This window comes from Candidatus Palauibacter irciniicola (assembly GCF_965208695.1).
Lineage (GTDB): Bacteria > Gemmatimonadota > Gemmatimonadetes > Palauibacterales > Palauibacteraceae > Palauibacter > Palauibacter irciniicola.
Window position 1 is genome coordinate 2,822,992 of sequence record NZ_OZ242352.1, and the last position, 18,526, is coordinate 2,841,517.

Here is an 18,526-nt window from a genome sequence, read left to right on the forward strand (position 1 = left end):
CCGTCCGGCTCCCGTGGGCCGCGCGGTTCACGTCAGGCCCAGCTTCTCGGCCATGCCGATCCGCTGGATCTTGCCGGTCGGGCCCTTGGGGATGTCGTCCATGAGGAGGATCTTGCGCGGGACCTTGAAGTCGGCGAGGCGCTCCGCCGCGAACGCCTGAAGTTCGCGGGGCGTCGCCTCCATCCCGTGGCGGAGCACCGCGGCCGCCGCGATCTCCTCGCCCAGCTTCGGGTGCGGCATCGCGAACGCCACGACCTGGCGCACGGCCGGGTGGTCGAGGATCGCCTCGTCGATCTCGCGCGGCGAGATCTTCTCTCCCCCGCGGTTGATGATCTCCTTCAGGCGACCCGTGATCGTGACGTAGCCCTCGTCGTCCATCACGCCCTGGTCCCCCGTCCGGAACCAGCCGTTGGTGAAGGCTTCGGCGTTCGCTTCGGGGTTGTTCTCGTAACCGTCGCTGACGTTGGGGCCGCGGATGACGATCTCGCCGATGTCGCCCGCCGGCAGGAGCTGCGGGCCCGATTCGTCCATGACCGAGACCTCGGGGCCGGCGGCGATCCCCACCGTCCCGGGCTTGCGCACCGCGGGCGGGAGCGGGTTGCACGTCATCTGGTGCGCCGCCTCGGTCATCGCGTAGGCCTCGACCGCGGGGGCGCCGAACGCCTCTTCGAGTTCCGCCATCACCTGCGGCGGAAGGGCGGCGGAGGCGGAACGGATGAAGCGCAGCGGGTGCCGCTCGATCACGTCGCGGTTGCGCGCGGCGCGCGCCAGGATCGCCTGGTGCATGGTGGGGACGGCGGTGTAGAAGGTGGGCCGCGCCTCGTCGAGCCACCCGAAGAAGCGGAGGGCGTTGAAGCCGGGGGTGCAGAAGATCGATCCGCCCACGCCGAGCGGGGCGAGGACCGCCGCGATGAGCCCGTGAATGTGGAACAGCGGCATCACGTTCAGGCAGCGGTCATCGGCCGTGAGCCGCAGGGTGTGCCGAACGTTGACCGCGGAGGCGCACACGTTCCGGTGTGAGAGCGGCACGATCTTGGGTCGGGATGTCGTCCCCGAGGTGTGGAGGATGAGCGCGATGTCCTCCGGTTCGGCCAGGCCTCCCCGAACGCCGCCCGCCGCCGAACTCCCGTTCGCGGGGCCCGCGCCGGATACGTCCTCCCCGGCTCCCTCCGGCACGAGTTCGAATTCGCCCGCCGGAGCCTCCGGGCCCACGTGCAGTTCCAGCACCGGGATCCCGTGGCGGGCGGCCGCGGCGCGCGCCGGGGAGTCGCTTCCCGCTTCGACGACGAGCGTCTTCGCGCTGAGATCCGAGAGGTAGAACTCATGTTCGGGCTGCCGGTAAGCCGGGTTCAGGGGGGCTGCCGTAGCCGCGCACGCGACGGAGACGAAGGCGGAGGCCATTTCGGGTCCGTTCGGGAGCACGATGGCCACGCGATCGTCCCGACCGATCCCGAAGCCGTTCAGCGCGGCGACGGTGCGCTCGACCTGGCGGCGGAGGCCGTCGAAGTGCAGCGGCTCGCGGCCGGGGGCGGCGATGGCGGGACTCCCCCCCGAACCGCCCGCAAGCAGTTCCCGAATGGTCAGCAGGAGACGCAGCGGTGGTTGTTCTTCGCCCCGAGGCTCTCGAGGAGGGCGATCGTCTCCGGGAACGGCTGCACGCGCTGGACCGGCCCGTTCGCCAGGTCGACGGTGGTCTGGCCGTTGCGGGCCACGAGCGTCACGTCGGCGCCCTGTTCGACGAGATAGAGGATCATCTCGTTGTCGCCGCGCGAGGCGGCGTGGTGGGCGGGCGTGTAGCCGTTGTGGTCGCGCGCGTTCACGTCGGCGCCGAGTTCCTCGACGAGGAACTTCATGGTCGGCAGCCAGCCGTCCGGCACATGGCGGTGCGAGTTGCCCGCGAAGCCCTGCCCGTAGCCGACGCCGGCCGCCGCGTGGATGGGGTGAACCGCCGGGCCGCCCACGGGGACCGGGTCGAGGCCGGAGTGATCGATGTCGTCTCCGCCTCGGCCGTAGCGCCGCGCCGGAACCTTCGCGGTCGGCGTCGCGGGATCGGCTCCGTACTCGAGGAGCAGCTTCATGGCGTCGATGTCGAGCGCGTGCGCGGCGCGCCAGAAGGGCGTGGCGCCGGTGCGGTCGACGCCGAGGAGATCCCGGTTGTACGTCGTGAACCAGAGCGACTTCTTCAGGCGCGGGTTCGGGTCGACGCCCGCTTCGAGCAGCGTCCGCATCACGTCGAGGTACGACCACTCCTGCTGGTGCACGTCCGTGGGCTGCGGGTGCCGGGCCTTCGGCGCCCAGTGCATGTTGAGCGCCGCGTACAGCGGGGTCGCGCCGGCGTCGCTCGCGAGGTTGGGGTCGGCGCCCCGCGCGAAGAGTTCCATCGCGAGGTCGAAGTGCCCGTTGATCATCGCGATGAGCAGCGGGGTCGTGCCGTCCGCGGCGCTCCGCTGGTCGATGTCCGCGCCCGCGTCGAGCAAGGTCAGCGCCGCGTCGCGGTGGCCTTCGCGGGCCGCGAGCAGCAGCGCGGTCAGCCCGCCGTGCGTGCCGACGAGGTCGGCGTAGTTGCCGAGGCAGCCGGAGCAGGTGGGCTCCTCGGGGTCCTCGAGCCGCACGGTCTGGAGGCCGGGGCCGGGGCCGGCGGTCGGCCTCGGGGCGGCTTCGCGCGGTGACGGCGCCGGCGGCGCGCGGCCCGCCCGGAGCGCGGCCACGCGGGCATTGCGTTCGCGGCGGTCGAGCTGGTCCCACGCGTCGCGCGCCGCGATGTCGAGCACGTACGCGGTGGCCGAGGCGTCCGCCCCCGCGTCGATGAGGGCGTTCAGCGAGCCGGCCCGGCCCGCCGCCGCGGCGAACATGAGCGGCGTCTGGCCCCATTCGGGCTCCCGGGCGTCCGGATCGGCGCCGTGGCGCACCAGCGCCTCGATTGCCCCGGGCGACCCGGCGGCCGCCGCGAAGTGCAGCGCGGTCGCGCCGGTCGACGTCGCGGCGTCGGCGTCGGCTCCCGCTGCCAGCAGCGCCTCGACGAGCGGGGCGTGCGCCGCGCGGCTCGCCACGTGGAGCGGCGTGTGCCCGCCCAGCCGCGTGCCCGCATCGAGCGCCGCGCCCGCCTCGATCAGCACGTCGGCCACGTCGGGCCGGCCCTTCATCGCGGCCCAGTGGAGTGCCGTCATGCCGTCGCCCCGCGCGGCGTTCACGTCCTCGCCCGCGGCAAGCAGCGACCGCACGGCGTCCAGATCGCCGCGCATGGCCGCGTCGGCCACCGGAGCATCCGGCCCGCCCGGCCCCACCGGCGACCCGACCGGGGCGGCGGCCCCGAGCGCGAGCAGCGCCGCGGCCGCGAAGACGATCGATCGCGCGCGCCGCATCAGTCCGTCGTCTCCGCGAAGGAGAACGTCCCGGTGCTGTTCCCGAAGCTCGTCATGTCGTCCATCCCGAGCCGGTGCATGAGGCTCAGCATCACGTTCGCCATCGGCGTCCCGGGCGCGGCCCGCAGGTGCTGGTTGCCTTCCATCCGCCCCTGCGCGCCGCCCACCACGAAGAGCGGGCACCGCTTGTGGTTGTGCACATTCGGGTCCCCCATCGGCGACCCGTAGATGATCATCGTCTTGTCGAGCAGGTGCGTGTCCCCCTCCATCGACGCCTTCAGCCGGTCGAGGAAGTACGGGACGAGCCCGACGTGGTAGCGGTTGATCTGCGCGAAGTCCGTGATGTTGTTCTCGTTGTCGCCGTGGTGCGACGCCGGGTGGAAGCCCCGGTCGATTCCGCTCTCGGGATAGACCCGTCCCGACGCGTCCCGTCCCATCTTGAACGAGAACACGCGCGTCATGTCCGCCTGGAACGCGAGCGCCTGCAGGTCGAACATCAGCTTCACGTGCTCGTCGAACGAGTCGGGCACGCCCGCGGGGGCCTCCGGCAGGTCCCGGTCTTCGCCGGATTCGTTGCGCGCCACCACCCGCTGGATGCGGCGCTCGATCTCCCGCACGTTTTCGAGGTAGCGGTCCATGCGCTGCCGGTCGGACGGATCGAGCCGACCCCTGAGGCTCGCGACTTCACCGGTGAGGAAGTCGAGGATGCTGGCGCTCGAACGCTGCCGCGCCGCGCGCGCCTCCGGCGTCCCCCCGGCCCCGAAGAGCTGGTCGAACGCGACCCGCGGATCCCGGATCATCGGGAGCGGCTGCGTCGGCGACGACCAGCTGATCGTGTCCGTGTACACGCACGCGTACCCGTACGCGCAGCCCCCGGCCTGGTCCACGTTCTCGATGCAGAGCTGCATGGACGGGATCGGCGTGTCCTGCCCGAAGCGGTTCGCGTAGAGCTGGTCCAGCGACGGCCCCACGAAGACGTCCGAACTCTCCGTCTGCTTCGGGTGCGCCTGCGTGAGGAACGTGGCGCTCGACCGGAAGTGGTCCCCGCCGATCTCCTTCGGCTGTCTGGCTTCGGCCGGCTCCACGTCGGTGTCGCTGATGATCGTGAGGTAGTCCCGGTACGGCTCGAGCGAACTCAGCGCGGTCGGAGACAGGTCGAACCCCCGGCCCGTCGCCGCGGGAGACCAGTAGTTCTGCGCCGCCCCGAACCCGCTGCTCCCCGCCGAACCGTGCACCATCTCGATGCAGACGAGCCGCGTCGGATCCTCGACTTCGCGCGCCCACAGCCGACCCGCGGGCACCATCGCGTCGAGGAACGGCAGGGCGACGGTCGCCCCCGCGCCCCGGAGGAAGGTCCGGCGAGAGAGGTGTTTCCCCGTGATGAACTCCATCAGTCCTCCTGCGATCCCTGGCTTTCCGCCTCCATGTCGTCGACCACGGCTTCGGTCCCCTTCAGGCGGAATGCCGGGCTGTTGACCACGCCGAGGATGAACGCGGACATGCGGTGGTCCTGTTCGGCGGCCTGCCGCGCGATGGAGCGCACGGTCGGCATGTCGTAGTACTCGACCCGCCGTCCCAGCGCGTAGGCGAGCAGGTTTTCCGTGAACGCGCGCACGAGCGGCACGGGCCGCGCCAGAAGCGCCGCGCGCAGATCCGCCGCGCTCGTCACCGGCGTGCCGTCGTAGAGTTCGCCCTGTGCGTCGATCGGCATCCCGCTGTCCTTGATGCGCCGCGCCCCCGTGCCGTCGAAGTACTCCAGCGCGAGACCGATCGGGTCGATCACGCGGTGGCACGAACGGCAGGCCGGGCTCGCCCGGTGCATCTCCAGCCGCTCCCGCACCGTGAGGAAACGGCCCTCCTCGGCCTCCGGCGTCGCCTCCAGGTCGGAGACGTCCGGCGGGGGCGGAGGCGGAGGCGTTCCCAGCAATACCTCCATCACCCACTTCCCGCGCAGCACCGGCGAGGTCCGGCTCGCGTGCGAGGTGAGGGTGAGGATGCTGCCGTGCCCCAGCACGCCGCGGCGCTCGGGCTCGGCGATCTCGACTCTCCGGAAGTCCGTTCCGGTCACGCCCGGGATGCCGTAGTGCCGCGCCAGCCGCTCGTTCACGAACGTGTAGTCGGCCGTCAGCAGTTCGAGCAGGCTCCGGTCTTCCTGCACGATCGTGTGGAAGAGCAGTTCCGTCTCGCGGTGCATCGCCTCCTTGAGCTGCTGATCGAAGTCCGGATAGAGGCGGACGTCCGGGTTCATGCCCTCGAGGTCCTGCAGCCGGAACCACTGCCCCGCGAACCGCGTGGCCAGGGCTTCGGCGCGCGGATCGCCCAGCATCCGGCGCACCTGCGTCTCGAGCACGTCCGCGTCGGAGAGCCGGCCCTCGGCGGCGGTCGCCAGCAGTTCGTCGTCCGGACCCGTGGCCCAGAGGAAGAAGGAAAGCCGCGAGGCGAGATCGTAGTCGTCCAGCGCGTACACGCCGTCCGCTTCGCGCGTGGGACGTTCCTCGAAGCGGAAGACGAAGTGGGGGCTGGCGAGGATCCCCTCGAGTGCGAGCCGAACCCCCTCCTCGAAACCTCCCCCCTCGGCCCCGGCGCGGTACAGATTCATCAGCGCGGCGAGGTTGTCGTCCGTCAGCGGCCGGCGGTAGGCCCTCGTCCCCAGCCGCGAGAGGATCGCCTCCGCGCACGAGGCCTCGTCGTCCGGCGCCGAGGGACGGCACGAGAACACGCGCTCGCGACTCGGCGTGGACGACATCCCCGCCGGAGCGAACGGCCCCGTGACCGCGAGGTCGCGCAGATGCGGCAGCGTCGTGAACCCGTACGCGTCGGTGATGCTCGTGCTCGCGATCGACCAGTCGTGCGGCGACATCAGGTCCTGCGACGGCCCCTCGAAGGTGCGGATGAAGGCGGCCGCCACCCGGTGCGGCCCCGCCTCGATGAAGACGGGATCGGTCCGGAGGTTCACGCCGTCGGGGTCGGAGACGTGCATCCAGCGGTCGATGTCGAGGAGCGCGACGCGCTCGCCATCGATCGAGATCTCGATCCGCTCGGGTTCATCGGTCGTGTGCAGCGCCCCCTTGCCGTTCCCGAACAGGGCGCCCGTCGTCTCGTGATGGAAGGAGACGCGGAAGACGTACTCTCCGTCGGCCGGGAAGTTGTGGTCCACCGCGACGCCGCCCCGGCTCCCGTACGGCGTGCCCTCGACGTGCTCCGCCTGCGAGGTCCAGCGCGACACCCGGAACGTGGCCTCGCTCGGCGTGACCTCCGGGTCGCCGATCGCGAGCCGGCTGATCTCGCTCGCCGCGCGCAGATACCCGTCCATCAGCGTCGGGGAGAGCAGTTGAACGTCGGCGATGTTGTCGAAGTTCGCGCTCTTCGTATCGAGCGGCAGATAGTCGCCCGCGTCGATGTCCAGGTCGAGGAGATCGTAGATGGAGCGCGAGTACTCGGCCCGGTTCAGCCGCTGGAAGGTCCGCCGTCCCGGATTCGGGTTCGCCTCCCAGGCCGCGTCGAGGCGCGACTCGAGGACGGCGGCCAGCGTCCGCAGGCTGTCAGGGCTTGGGCGGCGCACGCCGACGGGCGGCATCATCCCGGCCCGCAGCTTCCGTACCATCCGCTCCGCGATCACGGCATTGTCGGCGGCCGAGGCCGCCTCGAAGGTCTCGAGCGACATGCCCCCGCTGACGCGTCGGGGGTTGTGGCAGCGGCGGCAGGTCTCCGCCACCACGCCCTGTGCCACTTCGACAGAGAGCGTGTCGACGGCGGGAGCCGGTGTCGGCGCGGTCAGCGGTGCGATCGGCTGCGGCCAACTGGCCGGGGGATGCCCGGCGCCCCTCGCCCCGCCGGCCTCCTGACCGACGGCTGGACTCGGGAGAACGCCCGCTGCAACCAGCAGCAGAAGCGATGTTCGCATGGCCGAAGCCTCTTCCGGGCAACCGCGTCGCACCCCGCAGGGCGCAAGGATACACCAACTGGAAAATGTACCATCGACGCAGATCGCCCGGCCAGCCGGGCCCTTGTGCTAACGCTGTCCGAATCGCCAGGTGAAAGCTAGTTCACGCGTTCAACGCATCCGGCCTGGCGGAGGCCCAATTGCGTTTGCGGAGCCAGAGGGCGGCGGCGGCGCAGACGAAAGAAGCGGACCACGCCCAATAGCCGGGACCCAGATACCCGGGTCCGCCCCCGCCATCGGCCATGATCGTCGGAGGCCATCCGAGACTGAGAGCGCCGAAACCGAGCGCCCCGACGCCCATGGATCCAAGCAGCGGCCACGGCATTTTCCACCGGCGGGAGCGCCGCAGCGTCGGCAGCGTCATCAGCATGGGGAGGTTGAGGAGCAGCACGACCAGCGGCGGTCCGAGTTCGCCTTCCCGAAAGACGCGGACGAAGAACTCGTATCCGTAGGCTGTAAAGTCCACGACGCCGCCCGACGGGCTGACCACTCCGGAGGTCACCAGAGTCGGAAGGAGAAACGAGGCCGCGTACAGGGCCCACGCCGCCCACAGAACGCGCCGCCACCGGGGCTGTCCCGCCCTCGCGAACTCGCTCGATATCGTCTTCGGCTCGCCCAGTTCTTCGCGAGCGATGGCCAGCGCCTCGGCGGGGGTCAAAGCCGGATTCAGCTCGAGTTCGAGGCTGACGCGCGCGCGGAGGTGATCTTCGAGTTCATCCAGTTCGCGGGCCGACAGCGACGAGCCCCGCTCCAGCTTCGTCCGCCAGTGCCGGACTTCCGTGTCCAGTTCAAACACGACTACGCCGACCTAAGCGAGCGTCTTCTTCGGGCGGGCGGATGCCCAGCCGCGGCGGCGGAGCCACAGGGCGGCCGAGGCGAGTACGAACGAGGCGGACCATACCCAATAGCCGGGACGCAACGCGGCCAGCGCATCAGGACCGTCCGAGATTATCGCGGCCGCGCCGAGTCCGAGAGCCGACAAACCGATGACTCCGAGGACTCCCGCGAGCCACGTGCCCTTTAGTCGAGGCTTGCGCCAAATGAGAGGCAGCATCAGGAGCATCGGCAGGTTCAGGGGCAGCAGCTCGATGTCGGCAAGCAACTCGTACCCGCGCGGTACCCAGGCTTCGAAGCCCCACGACGCCGGAAGCAGTTGTATGTGTAGCACGGGCAGCAGTATCGAAGCCGCGTAGAGGGCCATGGCACCGGCAAGCAGAGGCTTCCAGCGGGGTCGCCCGGCCCGGGCGAACTCCCTGGAGAGCGCCTTCGGTTCACCGAGGTCTCGCCGGGCGATCGCGAAGGCTTCCGTCGGGGCCAGGGCGGCGTCCAACTCCAGTTCCAGGTCGACTCGGGCGCGCAGGTGATCTTCGAGTTCATCCAGTTCGCGAGGAGAGAGCGACGACCTGCGATCCAGTGCGCTCCGCCACCGTCGGACTTCATTCTCGAACTCAAACATGGCTGCCTCCCCAGGACATCTGGAGGGCTCCGTACACGGCCCGCCAACTCTCCCGATCGGTTGAGAGCTGTCGCTTCCCGCGGCCCGTCAACCGGTAGTACTTGCGACGCCGTCCCGCGTCGGTGAGTTGCCAGCGGCCCTTGATGAGTCCGTCACGCTCCAGCCGGTGCAGGACGGGGTAGAGCATGCCGTCGGACCACTCGAGTTCACCCCCGGAGAGCAGCTGGACCTGCTTGAGGATCTCGTACCCGTACGTCTCGCCGCCCGACAGGATGGAGAGCACCATCGGGCGCGATGACGCGGCCACCAACTCCTTGTAAACCGGCTTCTTCATCCGGAGACCCCTGTGCCGGAGACCTGATACCATGAGACACAATGTACCTTGTACTACAAGGTGTAAGTAAGGATGGTTTCACGCAAGGGCATTTCGCGCGCGGGGTCTTGAACGGACGTTCCCGCGGGAACGTCCGGGGGGGGCCGTCAGCGCGTCGGGAGCGGGATGGACGCCACGGACGGGCGATCGAACTCGTCCCGGGACACGCCCCAGATCCGGGAGGGGGTGAAGCGAAGCGCGTCGAAGCGGTCGGGGAGTCGCACGTCGCGCGCGGCGCCATCGGGCTCGATGCGCAGCCACATGGGCCCGCCGCTCAGGCCGCCCGCGTCGAGATCCATGGGACGCAGCCACATCGTCCCATCTTCGCTGCAGCGGAAGTCCACGTAACGCGGGAGGTAGCTCGCGAGTTCGCGCGGGGTCCCCTGCACCATGTCCGCCATCTGACGTACGAGTCTGAGGCTGTCCTCCGGGGTAAGCCGGGTCGCGACGTCTCCCGTCATCTCGGCCTGCCTGAGCGCGAACACGGCTGCGGCGAACTGTCGCGGACTGACCTCGGTGAAGGGCACGGGCGGAAGGTCGATGGGATCCACCTCGGCGCCGGATCCGTCGAACCCGCGCAGTTGGTTCCGGACCCGGTCGTGCACGCGCACGAGGCTCTCGCCGCAGGAGGCCCACAGTCGGTACCACAGGGGAAAACCGCCGTCGCTCTGGATGAAGTCTCCGGACGGATCCTCCAGGGCGTCGCCGAGCGCCACGAGGGTTCGCGCCCCGCCCGTCTCCGGATCCACGGCGACCAGGTCCGCTCCCAGGAGACCGTAACGGAACTGCAGCACGCCCCCGTCCATCGTCGCGGTCGAGTGGGGCACGACGATCTCGCGGCCAAGCCGTGCGGTCCGCACGGACGAATCCAGCATGCTCATGCCGCTCCGCACGCTGCCTCGGGGAACCGACGTAGACAGCAGGGAGAACTCCTCCCGGCCGGCGTCGGGTCGCGAGATCCGTATCAGCGCATGGTGCAGGAGGTCGAGGACCCATGCCTCGCCCGCCCATCCTCCCGCGACGAAGGCCGAGGGCATCGGAAACTCGTCAGGTCCCCCGCCGGGCGATCCGTGGGCGCCGAGGGATTCGCCATCCGCCCCGAATCCCACGAAGTACGGCTCCTGCGAATTCAGAACCCAGACCGAGCCGTCGGCCAGAACTTCGAGGTCCCGAACCACCGCGAGGGAGTCGGACGTGCCCAGCACCTCGATGGCCGACGCCGATAGCTCAATCGCGGGGGACGACGGATCGCCGTCGGCGTCTGCGCCGTCTGTGTCTCCGCCGTCAGCGCATGCGACGAACGCCGTTCCGGACAGCAATGCCGCAGCGCACCGACACGCCCGGGTGATCGGCCTCAGCCGAGCCAGCTCAAACATACCGTGCTCTCCTTGTCTCCGAGCGGGTGGAGGCCCACGCGCGGCCGCGAAGCAGGAGGGCTGCCGCCACGAGCACATGCGCCGCGGACCATGCCCAGTACCCGAGGCCGAGATAGGGAAGAACCGTGATCTCACCAGCGGTGGTGACGGCTGATCCGTCCAGGAGGCTGGCCACGCCGAATCCGAGGGCCGAGACGCCAAACGCGCCGATGGTCCAGGTGAGCCATCGCGCTCTCGACCGCCATGAATACAGGAGGGCCGGCAAGGTCATGGCCATGGCCAGATTGGGGATCAGAGGGAGAATCCATCCGTCCACGATCGCATGGTGCAACCACTCGTGAGCGGGGGCCGACCACGGCACTTCATTGTACGCGATTTGAAGTGCCGCGGGCCCGGCAATCGGCAGAAAAAGCGACACTCCGTACATCGCACATCCCGCCAGCAGGAGATATCGCCACCAAGGCCGGCCGGCCCTGGTGAACTCCCTGGCGAGCGCCGCCGGCGCGCCGAGACCCTCGCGAGCGATCACCAGCGCCGGGTAGGGAGTGAGCGCCGGGTTCAGTTCCAACTCCAGGTCGACGCGCGCACGCAGGTGATCCTCGAGTTCGTCCAGTTCGCGGGGTGAGAGAGACGTTCTGCGTTCGAGACGCCTGCGCCAACTCGCGACCCCGGTGTCCAGCTCAAACACGGCTCTTCATTCGAACCCCGATTTCGATGACCCATACCACGAAGTACAATGTACCTTGAGATACAAGGTATAGGTATCGGAGAATCCGGCAAGGGCTTCCTGCCGGTCAGGGGCAACCGGACTGTCGCCTTTGTTCAGAGACCGGGGTCGACCAGGACCTTGCCGAGTGGGCCGGACTCCACCGCCTCGTGGGCGGCCACGATGTTCTCGAGCGCGAAGCGCTCCGCCACCGTGTGGCGCATTTCTCCCTCGGTCAGCCACTTCGTGAGGTCTTCCACCGCCTGCTGCTTCGCCTCCTCGGGCATGAGGAAGACGAGTTCGAAGCGCACGGTGAGGTTCTTGTAGAGGAGCGTGTAGAAGGGGACGGCCGGCTCCGGCTCGCCCTCCGAGGCGTAGGCGGAGATCACCCCGTTCGCCTTCAGCATCTCGATCGAGGCGTCGAGATTCCCGCCCATTTCGACCTCGACGATGCGGTCGACACCCTCTCCTTCGGTCAGTTCCGCGACGCGGGCCGGGACATCTTCCTCACGATAGTTGATGACGACATCCGCGCCCGCCGCCCGGGCGATCCTCGCCTTCTCGTCCGCGCTCACGGTGGAGAGGACCCGCGCGCCTCCCAGCCTGGCGCACTGGACCGCATAGGCGCCGACCGCGCCCGCGCCGCCGGTCACGAGCACGGTCTGCCCCTCGACGGGACCGTCGGCGTACACGCAGCGGTGCGCGGTCAGGGCGGGGATGCCGAGACACGCGCCATCCATGAACGTCGCGTTCGCGGGGAGGTGGACGGCCCGTGATTCCGGGACGGTGGCGAACTCTGCCGCGGTACCGAGGTCGCTGCCCCACTGCGCCTCGTAGATCCAGACGCGGTTGCCGAGCCGGCCGGCATCGACGCCGTCCCCCACCTGGTCGATGACCCCGGCGCCGTCGAAGTGCGGCACCACGAGCGTGGAGTCGAGCGCGCCGCGGCCGCCGGCCCGCCGCTTCACGTCCACGGGGTTGACTCCGGAGGCGCGTACGCGGACCCGAACTTCGCCGGGGCCGGGCACCGGCGTGTCCTGCTCCCCCACCTCCAGGACGTCGCCTGCCGACCCCAGTTTCGTGTACCATGCCGCTCGCATGTCGTCCTTCTCCCGCTATTCTCCGCCGGGGTCGCGGCCCGTGTCCGCGCCGGAAATCGGGCTCTCCGTGTGTCCGTCCACCGGGAGCGCCTGCCCGGGTATCTTCGCACCTGCGTCGGAAGTGAGGAAGAGCACGAGCGCGGACACGCCGCTCAACCCGCGTCTCCGGACGACTCGTAGCCGTGTTCGTCGGCGGGGTAGCTTCCCGCCCGCACTTCCTCGGCGTACCGTGCCACGGCCTCCCGCGTGGCCTTCCCGAGTTCGGCGTAGCGCTTCAGGAAACGGGCGCTGAACCCTTCGTTCAGGCCGAGCATGTCGTGCAGCACGAGCACCTGTCCGTCGCAGTCCGGTCCGGCTCCGATCCCGACCGTCGGTACGGAGACGGCCTCGGTCACCCGCCGGGCCGCGGCGGTCGGCATCAACTCGAGGACGATGGAGAAGACGCCGGCCTCCTCGAGGGCGACGGCTTCCTCCACCAGACGGGCCGCCGCCTCTTCGTCCTTCCCCTGAATCCGGTGTCCCCCGAGCGCGTGGACGGACTGCGGCGTGAACCCGAGGTGGCCCATCACCGGAATCCCCGCCCGCACGATCGCCCGCACCGCGTCGACGACCTCGAACCCGCCCTCGAGCTTTACGGCGCCGGCTCCGGTGCGCTTGAGGATGTTCCCCGCGTTTCGCACGGCCTCCGCGCGCGAGACCTGGTAGCTGAGGAAGGGCATGTCGACGACGACGAAGGCGCGCGACGCCCCCCGCGTCACGATCCGGCCGTGGTACGTCATCTGCTCTACCGTGGCGGAGAGCGTCGTCTCCTCTCCGCACAGGACGCTCGCCAGAGAGTCGCCCACGAGAATCAGGTCCACGCCCGCCGCGTCCACGAGCGATGCGAAGAGCGCGTCGTAGGCCGTGATGGCGACGATCTTCTCGCCGCGCGCCTTCATCGCCACGAGGTCGAACGTCGTCCGCTTCCGTGCTTCGGAGCCTCCGCCCGGCACGCTCATGGTTCGCGTCACGGTGTCATCCTCGGTTCAGCTTCCCGCGCCCGGCTCGGGCGGAAACAGCGTCCGGCCCGTCTCGGCCGTCCACCACCCGGATCGCGCTCACGGGGCAGTTCGCCGCCGCCTCGAGGACGAGCGCCTCCGGGTCGCCCGCCGCATCGACGACGGTCGACTGGCGGTTCTCGTTGTGCGCGAACACGCCCGGCGCGGTGGCCACGCACATCGCGTTGCCGACGCAGAGCCCATGATCGACCTCGATCCTCACCATGCGATCCTCACCATGTCACGGGCATGGATTCGATGGAACGGAACTGGATGCTCGGCTGGTAGCGCAGTTCGTCCGTCTCGAGCGCGAAGCGCTCGAAGCGGCGGGCCAGCCCGCCGAACACTTCCTGTCCCTCCATGCGCGCGAGCGCGACCCCGAGGCAGTAATGGATCCCGGAGCCGAAGGAGAGATGCGGGTTCGGCTGGCGCCCGATATCGAACGTGTCCGGATCCTCGAACACGGATGGGTCCCGGTTCGCCGCGGCGATGATCCAGCGGATCCGCTCGCCGGGCGACAGCGTCTTCCCGCACAGTTCCGCCTCCTGCGCGACGATGCGCTGGGTGGACTTCACCGGCGGATCGAAGCGGAGGCACTCCTCGGTCGCCGTCCGCGCGAAGCGGTCCGGGTCCGCCCTCAGCCGGTCCCACTGCGCCGGATGCTCGATGAAGGCGCGGAGACCGTTGCAGATCAGGTTCATCGTCGTCTCGTGTCCCGCGAACAGCATCAGTCCCGTATTCACGAGCACCTGATGGCGCGTGAACACGCCGTCGCTCTCCCCCCGCGCCAGAGCCGAAATCAGGTCATCGCCGGGATTCCGGATCCGCTCCTCGACGAACGGGCGGGCGTACTTCACGATCCCGCGGATCCCCTCCGCCAGGGGCCGCAGCCGGTCGGGTTCGCCGCGATTCAGGTGGAGGATGCTGTCCGCGAGACCGCGGAGCGTGTCCATGTCTTCGCGGGGGACGCCCATCATCCGCGCAATGATCCGTACGGGGAGCGGCGCCGCGAGGTCGGTGACGACGTTCATCCGTCCACGGGGCCACAACTCGTCGAGGAGTTCGTCGACCGCCCGGCGTACGAAGGGTCGCCAGCCCTCCATCGCCGTCGGCGTGAAGAAGGAGTGGACCGTCTTCCGCTGCTCGAGGTGTTCGGGACGGTCCTGCTCCACGAGTTGATCCGCGCGGAACGTCCTGACCTCGTCGAACAGGGGCGCGTCCTCGGGCAGCACCGGCGGGTACGGCGCCCCCTCCACGCCCCGGATCACCGCCGAGGAGAAGAGTTCGTGGTGCCGGAGGATCCAGACGACGGGATCGTATCCGGTCACGACCCACAGCCCGAACTTCTCGTTCCAGTGGACGGGATCCCGCTCCCGCAACCGTGCGAAGGTCGCGTACGGGCGCGCGATCACCTCTTCCGCGAAGAGGTCGTCGAGATCCGCCGGCGGACCGGCGGCCCTGGCGGCCCGTGACGGCCTGCTAGGGGGAGAACCGGTAGACGACGGGCAACCGGTCGACATCCGTGACGCTCGAGTCCGTGTGGTGGTAGATGAGCTGACGTCCGGTGCCGCAGTCCCCGAAGGCGTCGCAGGAGATCGTGCCGATGAGACCCTCGATGCCATGGGCTCCGATCCGCGCGCGCAGCGCGGCGCGGTCGATATAGAGCCGTCCGCCCTCCTCCACCGCCACGGCGCCGATGGCGTCGAGCAGGAACGTCGTCGCATCGTAGGCGAGCGCCCAATACGGGGTCGAGGGATGCTCGCCGTACTCGGCATTGTACGCGGCGCTGATGGTCTCGGCGCTCTTCCCGGTCACCGCGTTGACGTTGCCGCGATAGTCCGACTGGGGCCCGGCGAAGTAGATCCCCTCGGACTGCGGCTCCGCCAGGAACTCCGACACGAGGAGGGCCGCGCCGGAGATGAGCGTCGCGCCCTCGAGGCCATCGAACCCACGCGCCTGCGCCGCGAACGGCGACCCTTCGGGGACGAAGAGCGGGAAGAAGATCCCGTCCGGCCCGGCGGCCGCGAACTCCGCGAGCACGGACGTCATGTCCGTCTGACCCTTCGCGATTCCGGTGGCGACGGGGACCTCTCCGCCGACCGCGCGGAAGGCGTCCCCGAAAGCGTTCGTCAGCGCCGTCGTGTAGGGATCCCCGTCGTGCAGCGTGACGATCCGACGGAGGCCCAGGTGACTGTAGGCGAAGTCCGCCACGGCCCGCGCCTGGTAGAGGTCGTTGTTGGCGACGCGGAAATAGCCGGGGTGGTGGTCCGGGCTCGGGGTGCCCGCCAGATCGGAGGTCAGCACCGGCGACGTGGTGCTCGGCGCGATCATCGCGAACCCCGCCCGGCTGATCACCGGGGAGGCGGCCACCGCGGCGGCGGAGCAGGAGGTCCCGATGACGCCCACGACCTGCGGATCGGCGACGATCTCCCGGGCGCCGGCCCGCCCGCCGTCGGGGGAGCACCCGGAGTCCACCGGGTCGCCGAGGTCGACGCTGCGGCCGCGGACCGTGCCCACGTCGCGGACGGCAAGTTCGACGCCGCGCCGCGCCGCGACCCCGAGCGATGGCGCTCCCGTCATCGCCAGCAGGGAGCGGATCCGCACCGACTCGCCGCGCAGAATCGTCACGGTTCCCAGTGGGCCCGGCTCGAAGCTCGATGGTCCGGTGCTTCCATCACACGAGACCGCGAATACGGCCGCAAGAACCACGATCCAGCTCTGTCGAACGGTTCCCCACCCAGCGTGCATAATCACTCCCCCTCGTGACAGTTCGTATGCTTCGCCGCAAGCTACGCGCAGGCCTCGGCGCCTCCAAGACGTCTCGGCGGCCGGCAGCCCGTGGCAAAACTCCGCGCCGGCACCGACCGCGGGGATGACCGACAGGATGGTCGACGCCCGAAAGGGATCGCGATGACTCGAAACCGGCTTCCGCTGATGGCGGCGCTTCTCTTCGCATGCGCCTGTGGAGATGCGGGGGTTCCCGGCTCCTCGGCGCCGATTCCCCTCGAGGAGCTGACCCGTGGGGCCTGGTCGCCGCCCGCCATGCTCCGGAGCCACCGCTTTCTTCCCTCGTCCGAGGCGGAGCCGGCCCGGCATCCCTTCTCCGGCGTCATCGCGCTCGCCGGGGCCGAGATCGCGACGGAACCCGCGGAACTCGATCCGCGCCGGTTCATGGGTCGCGACACGAAGCTCTTCCCGGACGTGTCACTGGGATTCGCGGTGGATGACGGCGACCTGATCCCGTGGAATCGCGATCTCATCGTGTCCGGCACGCGCACCGAAGCCGGGAGTTACTGGGATGTCCTGGTCGGACCCGGCACCGTCTGGTCCGAGCCCGGAGAAACGTGGTCGCGGGCGGCCTTCCCGCTGCAACTCGCGAGTTCCGTCGAGAACGAGACGTACAACGGGGTCGCGACCTTCGCCTTCAACGACCGGGAGGTGTCGGGCGTCCGCTTCCAGACCATGACGCAGGGACGGCCCTACTTCCTCGTGCAGCGGCGGCTGATGTGGGGCCAGCTGGCGGCCGAGTTCGCGCCCGGCCCGGCGCCCGCGGAACTGATCGAGGCGTTCGCCGCCGAGAAGGCGCTGCGTCTGCCCCTGCGCCCGATCTCCGACCTTGGCCCGCTCGTCGGAGACTCGATCTTCGACGCCATGCATGGGGACATGAATGCCGAGAACATGGTCACCGCGGCCTTTCTCGTGCGGGACACGCTTTACGCCGCCGACTGTCCCACGCCGTTCGGGGAGCTTCCCTTCTGCCGGGAGCAGCGTTTCGGGATCTGGTCCGTGACCAAGTCCACCGGCAACACGGTGGCCGCGCTGCGGCTGGCGCAGCGCTACGGGCGCGCCGTTCTCGAGGAGCGCGTGGCCGACTACCTGAACGTCACGGCGGAACACGACGGCTGGGACGACGTCCGCTTCCGGGACGTCCTCAACATGGCCACAGGAGTGGGCGAGGGATCGACGCGGACCGAGCCCAACAACACGGGCGACGGCTACCTGATCGGCTACGACGACTGGTACACGGCCATCTCGAGGGACGAGCGGATCCGGCAGGTGTTCCGCGCTTCGAACCATCCGTGGGGGCCGGGGGAGGTCGTCCGCTACCGCGACCAGGACGCGTTCCTCATCGGTGCGGCGATGGACGCCTACCTCAAGCGTCGGGCCGGGCCGGAGGCCGACCTGTGGGAGATGCTGGAGGATGAGGTGTACCGGCCCATCGGCGTGCCGCACGCGCCGACGAACCGGCTCGTCGAGGCCGACGGCTCGCTCACGCTGCCGCAGATGTCACAGGGCTACTACCCGACGGTGGACGACCTCGCGAAGATCGCGCGGCTCTTCCAGAACGGGGGCAACCACGAGGGTGAACAGCTGCTGCACGCGGACCTGACCGCGGAAGTGATGTACCGGACGGATGTGCGCGGGATCACCTTCGGCCCGCCGGTCGAAGTCGGGCAACCCAGCTACTACCTCGCGGTCTGGCACCAGAACTACGTCGGAGAAGGGGGCTGCGTCGTCGACCTCGCCCGCATGTCGGGCTGGGGCGGGCACCGGGTCGTCCTCTTCCCCAACGGCATGGTCGCGATCCGGATCTCGAAGGTCACAGGGAACGAAGCCTCGCCGGTGGCCGGCCTGGCCGCCGTGGCCGACCGCCTGGACCCGTTCTGTCCCTGACCCCGGCGGAATCCGCCACCCGGCCGATTCCGCCGATACGCCGGGTCCGCGACTACGCGGGATCCGCTCCCGGATCCGTCTCCGAATCCGCGGAGGCATGTGACTTCTCCTCGAGGATCGCGGAGCCGTAGGCTTCGCTGAGGGCGCGCTTGAGGCGATGGCGCTCATCGTTGAGGCGGTACACCTGACGCGCGGCTTCGGTGAAGCGGGGACCGAAGTCGCGGGCGCGTTCCAGGCGACGCAGCTTGTCCTCGACGTCCCATATGCCCCGGTTCACTTCCATCAGGGCGGCGACACGCTCCCGGACGCGGGACGGCGCCGCCTCCAGCGCTCCGATCGTCCGCGCGCACACGGCCTCGACGTTCGCCAGCTCGGAGTTCACGTTCGAGAGCTTCCGGGGATCGCGGATCCGGGCCTGTTTCAGTCGCAGGATCGTGATGCGATCGATGAGTTCGCCGGCGGAAACCGGGATTTCGATATTCACGCCCCCAAACATATC

At 69.7% G+C, this 18,526-nt stretch carries 17 protein-coding genes; 1 reads left to right on the top strand and 16 read right to left on the bottom strand.

What is annotated here, in order from left to right; translation table 11 throughout:
* Positions 1-27: 27 nt before the first annotated feature.
* The 15 genes from ACOGI9_RS12210 to ACOGI9_RS12280 form a co-directional block, all read right to left on the bottom strand.
* Positions 28-1,587, bottom strand: coding sequence for an acyl--CoA ligase (locus ACOGI9_RS12210; RefSeq protein WP_419859292.1), 1,560 nt, complete (start codon positions 1,585-1,587; stop codon positions 28-30).
* Positions 1,581-3,362 carry an ankyrin repeat domain-containing protein gene (locus ACOGI9_RS12215; protein WP_419857393.1) on the bottom strand — a complete coding sequence of 594 codons (1,782 nt, stop codon included), beginning with the start codon at positions 3,360-3,362 and terminating at the stop codon, positions 1,581-1,583. Before ACOGI9_RS12215 ends, ACOGI9_RS12210 begins: the two co-directional genes overlap by 7 nt.
* Positions 3,362-4,753 (bottom strand): DUF1552 domain-containing protein, encoded by a 1,392-nt coding sequence (locus ACOGI9_RS12220; protein ID WP_419857394.1) that lies wholly within the window; start codon positions 4,751-4,753, stop codon positions 3,362-3,364. Before ACOGI9_RS12220 ends, ACOGI9_RS12215 begins: the two co-directional genes overlap by 1 nt.
* Complete coding sequence (locus ACOGI9_RS12225; RefSeq protein WP_419857395.1) at positions 4,753-7,092, bottom strand: DUF1592 domain-containing protein; 2,340 nt, start codon at positions 7,090-7,092, stop codon at positions 4,753-4,755. Before ACOGI9_RS12225 ends, ACOGI9_RS12220 begins: the two co-directional genes overlap by 1 nt.
* Positions 7,093-7,408: 316 nt before the next feature.
* Positions 7,409-8,101 (bottom strand): hypothetical protein, encoded by a 693-nt coding sequence (locus ACOGI9_RS12230; protein WP_419857396.1) that lies wholly within the window; start codon positions 8,099-8,101, stop codon positions 7,409-7,411.
* Between the two features lie 12 nt (positions 8,102-8,113).
* On the bottom strand, positions 8,114-8,761 hold the full coding sequence (locus ACOGI9_RS12235; protein WP_419857397.1) for a hypothetical protein: 648 nt from the start codon (positions 8,759-8,761) through the stop codon (positions 8,114-8,116).
* Complete coding sequence (locus ACOGI9_RS12240) at positions 8,754-9,095, bottom strand: PadR family transcriptional regulator (protein WP_419857398.1); 342 nt, start codon at positions 9,093-9,095, stop codon at positions 8,754-8,756. The genes ACOGI9_RS12235 and ACOGI9_RS12240 overlap by 8 nt, the downstream gene beginning before the upstream one ends.
* 146 nt (positions 9,096-9,241) lie before the next feature.
* Complete coding sequence (locus tag ACOGI9_RS12245; RefSeq protein ID WP_419857399.1) at positions 9,242-10,339, bottom strand: hypothetical protein; 1,098 nt, start codon at positions 10,337-10,339, stop codon at positions 9,242-9,244.
* Between the two features lie 163 nt (positions 10,340-10,502).
* On the bottom strand, positions 10,503-11,198 hold the full coding sequence (locus ACOGI9_RS12250) for a hypothetical protein (RefSeq protein ID WP_419857400.1): 696 nt from the start codon (positions 11,196-11,198) through the stop codon (positions 10,503-10,505).
* A gap of 134 nt (positions 11,199-11,332) precedes the next feature.
* The gene (locus ACOGI9_RS12255; RefSeq protein WP_419857401.1) at positions 11,333-12,316 is read right to left on the bottom strand and encodes an NADPH:quinone reductase; all 984 of its coding nucleotides are present in this window, start codon (positions 12,314-12,316) and stop codon (positions 11,333-11,335) included.
* Positions 12,317-12,331: 15 nt separating this feature from the next.
* Entirely contained in the window at positions 12,332-12,472 is a 141-nt protein-coding gene (locus ACOGI9_RS12260; protein ID WP_419857402.1) for a hypothetical protein, read from the bottom strand.
* Positions 12,469-13,326 (bottom strand): 3-methyl-2-oxobutanoate hydroxymethyltransferase, encoded by an 858-nt coding sequence (panB, locus tag ACOGI9_RS12265; RefSeq protein WP_419857403.1) that lies wholly within the window; start codon positions 13,324-13,326, stop codon positions 12,469-12,471. Before panB ends, ACOGI9_RS12260 begins: the two co-directional genes overlap by 4 nt.
* A gap of 4 nt (positions 13,327-13,330) precedes the next feature.
* On the bottom strand, positions 13,331-13,579 hold the full coding sequence (locus ACOGI9_RS12270) for a ferredoxin (RefSeq protein WP_419857404.1): 249 nt from the start codon (positions 13,577-13,579) through the stop codon (positions 13,331-13,333).
* 7 nt (positions 13,580-13,586) lie between these two features.
* Positions 13,587-14,765 (bottom strand): cytochrome P450, encoded by a 1,179-nt coding sequence (locus ACOGI9_RS12275; protein ID WP_419857405.1) that lies wholly within the window; start codon positions 14,763-14,765, stop codon positions 13,587-13,589.
* A 67-nt stretch (positions 14,766-14,832) separates the two neighbouring features.
* Complete coding sequence (locus ACOGI9_RS12280; protein ID WP_419857406.1) at positions 14,833-15,981, bottom strand: branched-chain amino acid ABC transporter substrate-binding protein; 1,149 nt, start codon at positions 15,979-15,981, stop codon at positions 14,833-14,835.
* Between the two features lie 306 nt (positions 15,982-16,287).
* Between ACOGI9_RS12280 and ACOGI9_RS12285 the strand changes: the two genes are divergently transcribed.
* Positions 16,288-18,027, top strand: a complete 1,740-nt coding sequence (locus ACOGI9_RS12285; RefSeq protein WP_419857407.1) for a hypothetical protein — start codon at positions 16,288-16,290, stop codon at positions 18,025-18,027.
* Positions 18,028-18,079: 52 nt separating this feature from the next.
* On the opposite strand, the gene ACOGI9_RS12290 is transcribed toward ACOGI9_RS12285, so the two are convergent.
* Entirely contained in the window at positions 18,080-18,511 is a 432-nt protein-coding gene (locus tag ACOGI9_RS12290; protein ID WP_419857408.1) for a DUF6165 family protein, read from the bottom strand.
* Positions 18,512-18,526: the final 15 nt, after the last annotated feature.